10 protein-coding genes are annotated in these 12285 nt (G+C 60.9%); 4 read left to right on the top strand and 6 right to left on the bottom strand.

Going from position 1 to position 12285, the window contains the following annotated elements:
• Positions 1 to 205: 205 nt before the first annotated feature.
• The 6 genes from LRO94_RS23070 to gap all read right to left on the bottom strand — a co-directional run bounded on the left by LRO94_RS23070 (position 206) and on the right by gap (position 6943).
• On the bottom strand, positions 206 to 607 hold the full coding sequence (locus LRO94_RS23070) for a YbaN family protein (RefSeq protein ID WP_032890851.1): 402 nt from the start codon (positions 605 to 607) through the stop codon (positions 206 to 208).
• Positions 608 to 763: 156 nt separating this feature from the next.
• A complete protein-coding gene (locus LRO94_RS23065; protein ID WP_179179919.1) occupies positions 764 to 1372 on the bottom strand; it encodes a biliverdin-producing heme oxygenase in 609 nt (202 codons plus the stop codon).
• A gap of 134 nt (positions 1373 to 1506) precedes the next feature.
• The gene (locus LRO94_RS23060) at positions 1507 to 4071 is read right to left on the bottom strand and encodes a TonB-dependent receptor (RefSeq protein WP_179179920.1); all 2565 of its coding nucleotides are present in this window, start codon (positions 4069 to 4071) and stop codon (positions 1507 to 1509) included.
• Positions 4072 to 4186: 115 nt separating this feature from the next.
• The gene (locus LRO94_RS23055) at positions 4187 to 5155 is read right to left on the bottom strand and encodes a FecR family protein (protein ID WP_122680786.1); all 969 of its coding nucleotides are present in this window, start codon (positions 5153 to 5155) and stop codon (positions 4187 to 4189) included.
• Between the two features lie 74 nt (positions 5156 to 5229).
• Positions 5230 to 5748 (bottom strand): RNA polymerase sigma factor, encoded by a 519-nt coding sequence (locus tag LRO94_RS23050; protein ID WP_032890856.1) that lies wholly within the window; start codon positions 5746 to 5748, stop codon positions 5230 to 5232.
• 193 nt (positions 5749 to 5941) lie between these two features.
• A complete protein-coding gene (gap, locus tag LRO94_RS23045; protein ID WP_032890857.1) occupies positions 5942 to 6943 on the bottom strand; it encodes a type I glyceraldehyde-3-phosphate dehydrogenase in 1002 nt (333 codons plus the stop codon).
• A 221-nt stretch (positions 6944 to 7164) separates the two neighbouring features.
• Here gap and edd point away from each other — a divergent pair, with 221 nt between their 5' ends.
• Genes edd through LRO94_RS23025 form a run of 4 tightly spaced genes read left to right on the top strand, consistent with a single transcriptional unit; the run spans position 7165 to position 12197 of the window.
• Positions 7165 to 8991, top strand: a complete 1827-nt coding sequence (gene edd / locus LRO94_RS23040; protein ID WP_032890858.1) for a phosphogluconate dehydratase — start codon at positions 7165 to 7167, stop codon at positions 8989 to 8991.
• A complete protein-coding gene (locus LRO94_RS23035; RefSeq protein WP_032890859.1) occupies positions 8988 to 9944 on the top strand; it encodes a glucokinase in 957 nt (318 codons plus the stop codon). The genes edd and LRO94_RS23035 overlap by 4 nt, the downstream gene beginning before the upstream one ends.
• A 59-nt stretch (positions 9945 to 10003) precedes the next feature.
• On the top strand, positions 10004 to 10738 hold the full coding sequence (locus LRO94_RS23030) for a response regulator (protein WP_032890860.1): 735 nt from the start codon (positions 10004 to 10006) through the stop codon (positions 10736 to 10738).
• Positions 10728 to 12197: an ATP-binding protein gene (locus tag LRO94_RS23025; RefSeq protein ID WP_032890861.1), complete on the top strand. Its 1470-nt coding sequence runs from the start codon at positions 10728 to 10730 to the stop codon at positions 12195 to 12197. The genes LRO94_RS23030 and LRO94_RS23025 overlap by 11 nt, the downstream gene beginning before the upstream one ends.
• Positions 12198 to 12285 lie beyond the last annotated feature (88 nt).

The following is a 12285-nucleotide window of genomic DNA, read 5'->3' as shown; positions in this document are numbered from 1 at the left end:
AATCACCCCCAGCAGGCAAAGGCCGGACAGCAGCACGATTTTCAAGCGGATAGAGAGGGTGTCGAACATAGGTTCACTCACGAATGGTCTTGTTGGAATGCACAGCACGGCCAAGTCCATTCAGCGCTATATCCGGAGCATCGGCGCGGTAGGGGCTTTCATGAGCAGAAGGCGATGGGCGGTAGGAAAACGCCTACAGGTAGGGTTATACGGGCTGTGCGAGCCGTTCGGGGCGTGACCAGATCCACAGATTGCCCAGGCTCATCCCGGCAATCGCCAGGTAGATGGGCCAGCCATGGTCGAGCATCACCAGCATCAGGATCGCGCACAACAGCATGCTCACGGTGGCGCTGACTTTGGCCCGGCGCGCGATGATCTTGCCGTTGCGCCAGTTGAACAGGATCGGCCCAAACAGGCGGTGGTTTTCCAGCCAGGCGCTGAGGCGTGGCGAGCTTTTGGTCGCGGCCCAGGCGGCCAGCAGGATGAACTCGGTGGTGGGCAAACCGGGTATCACAATCGCCACCAGCCCGATGCCCAGGCTGACATAGGCCAGCAGGCCAAACAGGATCTGTGCGATTTTCGAGGTGGATTGGGTTTTGCCGGTCATGGTGAAGCTTTTCTTGGGGAAGGTTTACAAAAAAGTCCGAACTCAAATGCGATCAAAATGTGGGAGGGGGCTGGGTCAGTTACCTATTTGTTGGCTGATGCACCGCTATCGGGGGCAAGCCCCCTCCCACATTGGGTTGCATTTCAATTTGCGGGATCAGGCCAGTTCAGGGGCGCTAGCGTACGCCTGTTCCAGCAACACGGTGAAGCGCACAAACGCATCCACCGCGCCTTTTTCTACTGCGGCCTCTTCCTCGGGGCTGAATTGCAGGCCGTCGAGGGTGCGGGTGAAGCTCTTCCAGCCTTCGGCACGACCGCCGGCTGGCTCACCCAAGTGGCGGGCCCCAAAGGTTTCGCTCAAGCCGAGGTCTACGGCGCGCTTGATCAGGAACGCGGCGCCCAACTTGGAGCCTTCCGAGACGAACAGCCAGCCCAGGGCTTCTGCTTTGCTCGGGTTGCTCACTGCACCGGCCACCGCAGCCGGTACTTCGGTGTCCAGGTCGGCGAGGTCCAGCTTGGCGGCTTCGGCGCGGCAGCGTGCGGCCAGGTCAGGCACGATCTTGATCAGTTCGGCGTCGTTGTACAGGGCCACCAGTTCCGACTGGAACAGGTACTGCGCTACCACGAAACGGGCAAAGTTGGCCTGAGTTTCGAACGGGGCATGGGCCTTTACCAGTGCATCCAGCTTGGTGTGCGGCTCGTTGGTGATCTGGTTCAGGCGCTGGGAGCGCAGGCTTGGACGTTCTGCGTTAGGAGAAGCGGTCATGAAAAAGTCCTTGAGAAGGGGAGCGCCTTGGTGCCCGAAAGAGAGCGGTTATCAACTAGACGAACAAGAAGACGCGGCACAGTAAAAAATCCTCACCTCGTCATTGAAATTTCGACGAGGTGAGAGGGGCTTGGTCAGATATCCCAGATCACGTTAATCGCAAAGTTTCGGCCGGGCTGGGTCAGGCGGTCGAGGTTGGCCGGGCCGGTTACCGCGGCTTCGCCGACGCTGTCGTAGCTGCGTACGTCATCCCAGTTCCAGTACTTCTTGTCGGTGAGGTTGTAGAGGCCGCCATTGATGGTCACGTCGCTGGTGACTTTGTAGTAGGCGGTCAGGTCGACAACGCCGAAGCCGGGCGTCTTGAATGGGCCGCTGGTGTCGCCGTCCGGCGCGTGGAAGGTGGAGCTGTCTACGCGATTCTGCTTCTTCACCAGGGTCCAGCTCAGCAGGCCGCCGTAATTGTCCTGGTCGTAGCCCAGGCCGAACACGCCCTTGAGCGGGTTGACGCTGTTCAGCGGTTCGCCGTTTTGGTCGTTTCGACCGTAGGCATAGGAGACCGCACCCTGGGTGTATAGGCCTTGTGGGGCACCGAATGCATCCAGGTTCAGGCGGCCCTTGGCTTCGGCGCCCTTGACGCTGGCGCGCTTGATATTGACGGCTTGGAACTGCTCGGCAGTGCCGCCGACCACGACGTTGTCTTCGTCGATAAAGTCGCGGTATTTGTTATAGAACACCGCCACCTCGAAGGAACCCTCGTCGAACTTGCCGCGAATCCCGGTTTCGATGCCTTTGCTGGTCTCCGGCTTGAGGTCCGGATTGGGTTCGACGGTGTAGCCCAGGTTCAAGTTTTCAAAGCGGCCGTACAGCGACTTGGCGGACGGCGTGCGGAAACCTTCGGCGTATTGGCCGAACCAGGTGTATTGGTCCGTCAGCGCGTAGGTCAGGCCAAACTTGGGCGTCACGCGGTGCCAGGTTTTCTTCTTGTCGCTCACCGTTTCCGCACCTGTCGGGTTGACGGTGTTGAGGAATTCCTGGGTCAGCTTGGGTTTGAGCTGGGTGTAGTCATAGCGCACGGCGGGGAGGAAGGTCCATTTGTCCCAAGTGATCTGATCCTGTGCGAACAGCGAATAGGTGTTGATGGTCGGGTCGGGGAAGTCGCTGGCCTTCTTCACGCTATCGGAGGCCATCGGGCTGGGCGCGCCGATGGCGGTGCAACCGCTGCCGACGGCCACGCAGGTCGCGCTGCCCTCGCGCGAGCCGGTGACTTTCTGCTGCTTGAGGGTGGTGCCGTAGGTCACTTGGTGATCGGTTTCACCGAGGCTGAACGCTTTGTCCAACTGTGCATCGAAAACCCACTGTTTTTCCTGGTAGAGCGTGTCGCGGGTGCGCAGGACGCGACGACCGGATTGATAGATTTCAGCGGTGGTCTGGTCGGTCTTGGCGATTTGGTAATTGACGCTGGTCTTGATGCGGTCGGCAATCGGCGACTCAAGGGCGAAGCTGTTTTCCAGGCCGAAACGTTCACGGGTGATGGTGTCGTTACCACGACGATCACGGTAGAGGTTGAAGCCTCGGCCGCCGATGAACGGGCCGCCCACCGCGTTCTTCAGGTTGACGTCGCGATCATCCTTGTACTTCTCGTACGTCAGACCCAGGCGGTTGTCATCGCCATAGTTCCAGCCGAGCTTCGCCAGGATGTTAGTGGTGCGCGCTTCTTCCGGGTTGGCGCCTGTGCGATCCAGGCCGGTGGCGTTGTTGCCGTCGTAGGACTCAGTTTCGTGACCGTTGCGCTGGCTCAGGTGCACCAAACCGTCGAAGTCTTGAACGCGGCCGGCGAAGGTGCCAGAGGTCAGCCAACTTTCGTCGGCGGAGCTGTAGCCGGTCTTCAGGCGGGCGCCGAAGTCTTGGCCTGGCTTGATGATGTCAACCGGGTCGAGGGTGAAGTAACTGACGGCGCCGCCGATGGCGCTGCTGCCGTAGAGGGCCGACGCCGGCCCGCGCAGGATTTCCACGCGCTTTACGATTTCCGGGTCTACGTAGTTGCGGCGAGTCTTAGCGTAGGGGCCGTTGAAGAAGTTGCCCGGCACTTCCACACCGTCCACTTGAGTAAGGATACGGTCGCCATCGATGCCGCGAATGTTGAAGCCGGCATTACCTGCTCGTGTACCAGCGCCGCCCACCGAGACGCCGGGCTCGTAGCGCACCAGTTCCCGGATGTTGTTGACGTTCTGGCGGTCCAGTTCCTCACGCTCATGCACACTGACGGTACTCGGCACGCTGTTCACATCCTGCGCGTTACGGGTTGCGCTGATGGTCACCTGTTGCAGATTGAGGGTGCTGCCCGCTGCGCGCTTTTCCAGCACGATGTTGTTATTGCCCAGTTTGCGGTAGCTCAGGTTGGTCCCCACCAACAGCCGGTCCAACGCTTTTTCTGGCGACAACGGGCCGCGTGCGCCAGGAGACGACACGCCCTGGCCCAGCTCTGCGGGCAGGCCGACTTGCCAGCCGGTCACGGCGGTAAAGGCGTTGAGCGCCGAGACCAGCGGCTGCTGTTCGATGCTGAAGGTGTAGTTGCCCTGGCTGCGCGAAACCGGTTCGGCAGCGGTGGCGGCCATGGCCGGCGCGCCGGCCAGCAGGATGGCGGCAGTCAACAAGGACAGAACGGGCGAAGAAGACCGGCGGTTGAAACGAGAGGACATCGAAAGCGCTCCGGGGGACGAATCTTATAGTTGCAAACCGAATCAAATAGGAATCAGTTGCATTGGCTAAGACGAGACGTACCGCCGAAGGTTATCGAGTAAAAATAATTCTCATTTAGTTCAGGATGACCAGCGCCGGGTATTCCGAGAGCTTGGCAGAGGTGATGTGCGCCAGTGAGCGCACGACGTCCAGGGGTTGATCGAGCCGGTAATTGCCGGTGACCGCGACGCTGGCGAGTTGGTCGTTGGTGTTGACGATCCAGCCGGGGTAATAGCGGCGCAACTCGGCGAGCACTTCGCTCATCGGGCAGTTTTCAAAAATCAACCGGCCTTGCACCCAGGCCAGGTCCTTATTGGCGTCCAGCTTGGCCGGTTGGCCGAAGCCTTTGGGGCCGATGCGGATACTTTCGCCGGCGCGCAGGCGTACGCGGGCATCGTCGAAAGTGTTGCTGAGGTCGACATCACCGCGCTGCACTTGCACCTGGGCCTCGCCATTGAGGTAGCGCACGGCGAAGGCGGTGTCGCGCACGCTGGCGCGCACCGGGCCGGCGTCGATTTCCAGGGGCTGGCCATGGTTGGGCACAACTTCGAAAAAAGCCTCGCCCTGGTACAGGCGGGCGATGCGCTGGTGGTCCTTGATGCTGCTGGAGAACGCCGAGTTGGTGTTCAGCAATACTTTCGAGCCGTCGTCCAATTGCAGACGTTGTCGTTCGCCCACCACGGTGAGGTGGTCGGCCTGCAGGCGCACCGGCAGGTTGCTGAAGCTGAACAGCCCGATCAGCAACACGGCGGCGGTGGCGAGCGGTTTCCAATGGGGTTTGATTCGGCGCCAGGCGCTGGGCTTGCGCGGCGCGGCCAGGGCCACCGCGGCGCTGTGAACCGGCGCGCCACCCCAGGCGGCCTGGGCCTTGGCGAAGGCGTTGACGTGGGCCGGATCGCGGGCCAGCCAGGCTTCAAACTCGGCCTGCTGCCCAGCTTGCGGGCACTGCAAGGCAATCAGCCAATCCAGGGCCTGGTCCATAGCCGTGTCTTGCAGCACCTCATGAGCCAGCTCATGAGGGCGCAGTTTATTGGGGTCCGTCACGGTGTTCCTCGGGTCTTCGCCACGTTCTATTCATTATTCCTACAGCTCGGGTCGACATTTCTGTCGCGTGCAGCTTAAGGCCGATCCAGCCGGTCGGCCACACCTACGCAGATGGCCATGATCAATTTCAGTTCCTTTTGCACCGTGCTCAGGGACACGTCCAACTGATCGGCAATCTCCTGATAGCTGCACCCATGCAGGCGGCTGAGGATGAAAATCTGCTGCTGGCGGGCGCTCAATTGGCCCAGGCTGACGCTCAGGTGCTCAAGCAGTTGCTCGGCCTGAGTCGCATCTTCGGGGGTGCTGATAGGGGCGGCGACGCTTTGCAGGATGTCCAGCGGGACATCTTCCTGCAGCGTGCGGGCCTGGATTCTGCGTGAGCGCAGGTGATCCAGCGCGAGGTTACGTGCGGTTTGATAAACGAAGGGTTCAAGGTGATCGATCGGCCGCTCGCTGAGGGCCCGTGTGACGCGCAGGTAGGTTTCCTGCAGCAGGTCCTCGGCGGTGCTGTGGTTATTCACCATCCGCTGCAAGGTGCGTAGCAGAATCACCCGTTGGGTGAGAAAGACTTGGTTGAAGCGAGATTGGCTCACAGTGATACCAGACCGATTTGCAGCAAATGATAATGCTTATCATCAACTCAAATGGCAAGTGGCTATTTCTCTGGGCCTACTTAGAACAATGTGGGAGGGGGCTTGCCCCCGATAGCGGTGTGTCAGTCAACACATTCCTGCCTGATACACCGCCATCGGGAGCAAGTCGAATCGCCCCTCCCAAAGGATCGCTTTATTCGGCGTTACACAGCGCCAGGCAGTTATCCAGCATACGGTTGGAGAAGCCCCACTCGTTGTCGTACCAGGCCAATACTTTGAGCAACTTGCCGCTGACCTTGGTGTGATTGGCGTCGAAGATCGACGACAGCGGGTTGTGGTTAAAGTCACTGGAAACCAGCGGAAGGGTGTTGTAACCGAGGATCTTCGAGTGCTGGCTGGCTTCCTTGAGCAGCGCGTTGACCTCTTCGGCAGTGGCTTCTTTCTTCAGCGTTACGGTGAGGTCTACCAGGGACACGTTGATCACTGGAACGCGCACGGCCATGCCGGTCAGCTTGCCCGCCAGTTCCGGCAGCACCAGGCCCACCGCTTCGGCAGCGCCGGTCTTGCTTGGGATCATATTCTGGGTGGCGGAGCGCGCGCGGTACGGGTCGGTGTGGTAGACGTCGGTCAGGTTCTGGTCGTTGGTGTAGGCGTGGATGGTGGTCATCAGGCCACTCTCGATGCCCAGCTCGCGGTGCAGCACCTGGGCGACCGGCGCCAGGCAGTTGGTGGTGCACGAGGCGTTGGAGATGATCTGGTGGGACTGACGCAGAATGTCGTGGTTCACGCCATACACCACAGTGGCGTCCGCGCCTTTGGCCGGTGCCGAGATGATCACCTTGCGCGCGCCGGCGGTAATATGGGCGGCGGCCTTGTCACGGTCGGTGAACAGACCGGTGCATTCGAATACCACGTCAATCTTGTGTGCAGCCCATGGCAGGTCAGCCGGGTTGCGAATGGCACTCACGGCAATCCGGTCACCGTTGACGGTCAGGCTTTCCTGATCGTGGGCGACCTCTGCGTCGAATGTGCCATGTACGGTGTCGTATTTGAGCAGGTGGGCATTGATCGAGCTGTCGCCCAGATCGTTGATGGCGACGATCTGCAAATCCTGGCGGTAGCCTTGGGTATACAGTGCGCGCAGGACATTACGGCCAATACGGCCAAAACCATTGATTGCGATACGAAGAGTCATTGGAGAGTGCCTGTCGTCGATTTGTTGTAAGAATTACAAGATTATTCGCATAAAAATAGAAAACAAGCCTTTTTAGTGGCAATATTTTGTTCAATCTACAACGAGTGACCTGAATCAACTGGTCCGATGATTCAAACGACACCCTGCCATCCCATGCGCTGCGGGCGTTTGATCAGCATAGACACTCAGGTCGCCACATCCGTTAGCCTGGAGTTCTACACATGCATCCCCGCGTTCTTGAGGTCACCGAACGGCTTATCGCCCGCAGCCGCGCCACCCGCGAGGCTTACCTTGCGCTCATTCGCGGCGCCGCCAGCGACGGTCCGATGCGCGGCAAGCTGCAATGCGCCAACTTTGCCCACGGCGTGGCCGGTTGCGGCACCGAAGACAAAAACAGCCTGCGCATGATGAATGCCGCCAACGTGGCAATTGTTTCCTCATATAACGACATGCTGTCGGCGCACCAGCCGTACGAACATTTCCCTGAACAAATAAAGAAAGCTCTGCGTGAAGTCGGCTCGGTCGGCCAGTTCGCTGGTGGTACGCCTGCAATGTGCGACGGCGTGACCCAGGGCGAGCCGGGTATGGAGCTGAGCCTGCTCAGCCGTGAAGTCATTGCCATGTCCACGGCGGTGGCGCTGTCCCACAACATGTTCGACGCCGCACTGATGCTGGGCATCTGCGACAAGATCGTCCCCGGCCTGATGATGGGCGCGCTGCGCTACGGTCACCTGCCGATGATCTTCGTACCGGGCGGCCCAATGCCGTCGGGTATCTCCAACAAGCAGAAAGCCGACGTGCGCCAGCGCTACGCCGAAGGCAAGGCCACTCGCGAAGAGCTGCTGGAATCGGAGATGAAGTCCTACCACAGCCCCGGCACCTGCACCTTCTACGGCACTGCCAACACCAATCAACTGTTGATGGAAGTGATGGGCCTGCACTTGCCGGGCGCTTCATTCGTCAACCCGTACACGCCGCTGCGTGACGCGCTGACCCGTGAAGCCGCGCATCAGGTTACGCGCCTGACCAAGGCCAACGGCAACTTCACGCCGATCGGCGAGATCGTCGACGAGAAATCCATCGTCAACTCCATCGTCGCCCTCAACGCGACCGGCGGGTCCACCAACCACACCCTGCACATGCCGGCCATCGCCATGTCGGCAGGCATCATCCTCACCTGGGACGATATGGCTGACCTCTCCGAGGTGGTGCCGACCCTGTCCCACGTGTATCCAAACGGCAAAGCCGATATCAATCACTTCCAGGCGGCGGGCGGCATGTCGTTCCTGATTCGTGAGCTGCTGGAAGCCGGCCTGCTCCACGAAGACGTCAACACCGTGGCCGGCAAGGGCCTGAGCCGATACATCCAGGAACCGTTCCTGGTCGACGGCGAGCTGGTTTGGCGTGACGGTCCTATCGAAAGCCTCGACGAAACCATTCTGCGCCCCGTGGCCCGTGCGTTCTCGCCGGAAGGTGGTCTGCGCGTGATGGAAGGCAACCTCGGCCGCGGTGTGATGAAAGTCTCTGCGGTAGCTCCAGAGCACCAGATCGTCGAAGCGCCGGCGGTGGTGTTCCAGGATCAGCAGGATCTGGCCGATGCGTTCAAGGCTGGCCAGTTGGAAAAAGATTTCGTCGCGGTGATGCGCTTCCAGGGCCCGCGCTCCAACGGCATGCCCGAGCTGCACAAGATGACGCCGTTCCTGGGTGTGCTGCAGGACCGTGGTTTCAAGGTGGCATTGGTGACAGACGGGCGTATGTCCGGCGCGTCGGGTAAGATTCCCGCCGCGATTCACGTCAACCCCGAAGCCCAGAGCGGCGGGCCGCTGGCGCGAGTGCGCGATGGCGATATCATTCGTGTGGATGGCGTTACCGGCACCTTGGAGCTTAAGGTGGACGCCGAAGAATTTGCAGCGCGCACGCCTGCCACGGGCCTTCTGGGCAATAACGTGGGGGCCGGCCGCGAGCTGTTTGGATTTATGCGCTTGGCCGCAAGCTCCGCAGAGCAGGGCGCCAGCGCCTTTACCTCTGCCTTGGAGACGCTTAAGTGAAGTTAGCGCTGGTCGGTGATATCGGGGGTACCAACGCCCGTTTTGCAGTGTGGCGGGATTCGGCACTGCATTCGATTCGGGTGCATGCCACGGCGGATTACCCAACCCCTGAAGAGGCGATCAAGGTCTATCTGAAGGAAGAGGGCCTGGAAATCGGGGACATCGGCGCGGTGTGCCTGTCGGTGGCCGGGCCGGTGAGTGGCGATGAATTCAAATTCACCAACAATCACTGGCGCCTGAGCAAGACGGCGTTCTGCAAGACCTTGCAGGTGGATGAACTGCTGCTGGTCAATGACTTCTCCGCCATGGCCCTGGGGATGACCCGCCTGCAACCCGACGAATTTCGCGTGGTTTGTGAGGGCACGCCGGAGCCGTTGCGCCCGGCGGTGGTGATCGGGCCTGGCACTGGTCTGGGCGTCGGCACACTGCTGGATCTCGGCGCAGGTCGTTACGCGGCGTTGCCGGGGGAGGGCGGCCACGTCGACCTGCCCCTGAGCAGTCCTCGGGAAACCCAGTTGTGGCAACACATTTACAACGAGATTGGCCACGTCAGCGCTGAAACGGCGTTGAGCGGTGGCGGCTTGCCGCGTCTGTACCGCGCGATTTGTGCGGTCGACGGTCACGCGCCGGTGCTGGACACGCCCGAAGCCATCACGGCTGCAGGCTTGGCCGGCGACCCGGTGGCGATGGAGGTGTTGGAGCAGTTCAGCGTCTGGCTGGGCCGAGTGGCGGGCAACAATGTGCTGACCACCGGTGGACGCGGTGGTGTGTATATCGTGGGTGGGGTGATTCCGCGGTTTGCCGACTTTTTCATCAACAGCGGCTTTGCCAAGAGTTTCAGCGACAAAGGCTGCATGAGCGACTACTTCAAAGGTATTCCGGTGTGGTTGGTGACCGCGCCGTATTCCGGGTTGACCGGGGCGGGTGTGGCGTTAGAGCAGGCATTTGCTTAGGCAGTGACCTGCCCCCGATGAGGCCATAAAGAACACCCCATAACAACAAGGAGGACCCCGTGAGCGTAATCAGTAAATCGATTCTCCTCGTCGACGACGACCAGGAAATCCGCGAATTGCTGCAAACCTACCTCAGTCGCGCCGGTTTCCAGGTGCGTGGCGTGCCGGATGGCGCGGGGTTCCGCCAGGCGATGAACGAGGCGCCGTGCGACCTGGTCATCCTCGATGTGATGTTGCCGGACGAAGATGGCTTCAGCCTCTGCCGTTGGATCCGCCAGCACCCGCGCCAGGCGCAGGTGCCGATCATTATGCTTACCGCCAGTTCTGACGAAGCCGACCGCGTGATCGGCCTGGAACTGGGCGCCGATGACTATATCGGCAAGCCATTCAGCCCTCGCGAGTTGCAGGCGCGGATCAAGGCCCTGTTGCGCCGCTGCCAGTTTGGCCAGGAGCGCAGTGGGAGTGGTGATGTGCTGGTGTTCGATGAATGGCGCCTGGACATGATCAGCCATCGGCTGTTCCACGTGGACGGCGAGGAAGTGATTCTCTCCGGTGCCGACTTCGCACTGCTCAAGTTGTTTCTCGACCATCCGCAACAAATTCTCGATCGCGACACTATCGGCAACGCCACCCGTGGCCGAGACCTGATGCCGCTGGACCGCATCGTCGACATGGCGGTCAGCCGCCTGCGCCAACGCCTGCGCGACACCGAAAAGCCCCCGAGGCTGATCCGCACCGTACGTGGCAGCGGTTATCAACTGGCAGCCAGCGTGGTTGCCGGCAATGTCCACTGAGCCGGTGACCGAACGCCGGCGCCGCTTCCCGGTACCGCGCTCGCTGCTGGGACGCATGCTGCTGCTGACATTGCTTGCGGTGTTGTTCGCCCAGGCGTTGTCCAGCGTGATTTGGGTTTCGCAGTTGCGTGCTACCCAGCTTGAGGGCCTGGTCACCAGCGCTCGCAGCCTGGCCCATTCGATGACCGCCAGTGTGAGTTACTTCCGTTCGTTGCCGGTGGCCTATCGTCCGCTGGTTCTCGACCAATTGCGTAGCATGGGCGGCACCCGGTTTGTAGTCACCCTTAATGACCGTCCGCTGGACATGCAGGTATTGCCCGAAACCCCACGCAAGCAGGCGGTGCTGGTGGCCGTGGACGAAGTACTTCGCCAGACCCTGGGCGCCGACGTGCACATCTCGGTGGAGTTCGTCAGCGCCGAAGACCTGCGCATCTTCAACGCCGGCCTCAAGCTCGATGAGTTGCCGCGCTCTTGGGCCCATTACGCGCTGACCCTGGAACCGGTAAACCCGCCGGTGCTGGTGACCCAGATCCAACTCGCCCCCGGCGAATGGCTGTACATCGCCTCGTTGCTGCCTGAGCCCTACACCAGCCTTGAAGAACAGGGCCTACCGTCCCAGCAGGTGTGGTTTATCGTGTTGACCAGCGGTTTTCTGCTGTTGTTCATTGGCCTGCTGGTGCACTGGCAAAGCCGCCCCCTCAAGCGCTTGGCGCGGGCGGCGCGAGACATGTCTCTCGGCGCCGATGTGGAGCCGGTGGCCGAAGGCGGCGGCAGTGAAGTGGTGGAAGTGGGCCGCGCGTTTAATGCCATGCGCGAGCGCATCAGCCGCTATTTGACCGAGCGCAGCCAACTGTTCAGCGCGATTTCCCACGACCTGCGCACACCGATCACCCGCCTGCGTCTGCGTGTGGAACTGCTCGAAGACGAAAACCTGCAAACCAAATTCGGCCGTGACCTGGATGAATTGGAGTTGCTGGTGAAGGGCGCGCTGCAATGTGTGAAAGACACCGATATCCACGAGAACATCCAGCCGGTCGACCTCAACCATGTGCTCGAATGCCTGGTAGAGCCTTATGTGGCGCCAAACGGTAATGGCCGTGTGACCCTGGATGGCGCTGCATTGGCGACCTATCCGGGCAAGCCGCTGGCGCTCAAGCGGTGTATCGGCAACCTGATCGATAACGCGTTGAAGTACGGGCAGAACGCGCATTTGCATATCGAAGATGATGGTGCGCAGTTTGTCCTGCACGTCGACGATGAAGGTCCCGGCGTTCCGGAGCAGCGTTTGGAACAGGTATTCGAGCCGCACTTCCGCCTTTCCGGGCAGCAGCAGGGCTATGGGTTGGGCCTGGGGATTGCGCGCAATATTGCCCACAGCCATGGCGGTGAAGTGAGTTTGCAGAATTTGCGGGAGGGGGGCTTACGGGTGACCCTGCAACTACCGCGCACCCTGGATTGAATGCTCGCGGACCCATGTGGGAGGGGGCTTGCCCCCGATGGCAGTGTCTCAGTCTGGTATCTAAAGCAGACCCACCGCTATCGGGAGC

The organism is Pseudomonas sivasensis, from assembly GCF_021391435.1.
Lineage (GTDB): Bacteria > Pseudomonadota > Gammaproteobacteria > Pseudomonadales > Pseudomonadaceae > Aquipseudomonas > Aquipseudomonas sivasensis.
The sequence above is the reverse complement of the archived record's forward strand: the minus strand, read 5'-3'. Positions and strand labels throughout refer to the sequence as shown.

Coding starts and splice junctions, on each gene's coding strand:
- LRO94_RS23070 (WP_032890851.1), bottom strand. CDS start 607: ATGACCGGCAAAACCCAATCCACCTCGAAAATCGCACAGATCCTGTTT.
- LRO94_RS23065 (WP_179179919.1), bottom strand. CDS start 1,372: ATGACCGCTTCTCCTAACGCAGAACGTCCAAGCCTGCGCTCCCAGCGC.
- LRO94_RS23060 (WP_179179920.1), bottom strand. CDS start 4,071: ATGTCCTCTCGTTTCAACCGCCGGTCTTCTTCGCCCGTTCTGTCCTTG.
- gap (WP_032890857.1), bottom strand. CDS start 6,943: ATGACTCTTCGTATCGCAATCAATGGTTTTGGCCGTATTGGCCGTAAT.
- edd (WP_032890858.1), top strand. CDS start 7,165: ATGCATCCCCGCGTTCTTGAGGTCACCGAACGGCTTATCGCCCGCAGC.
- LRO94_RS23025 (WP_032890861.1), top strand. CDS start 10,728: ATGTCCACTGAGCCGGTGACCGAACGCCGGCGCCGCTTCCCGGTACCG.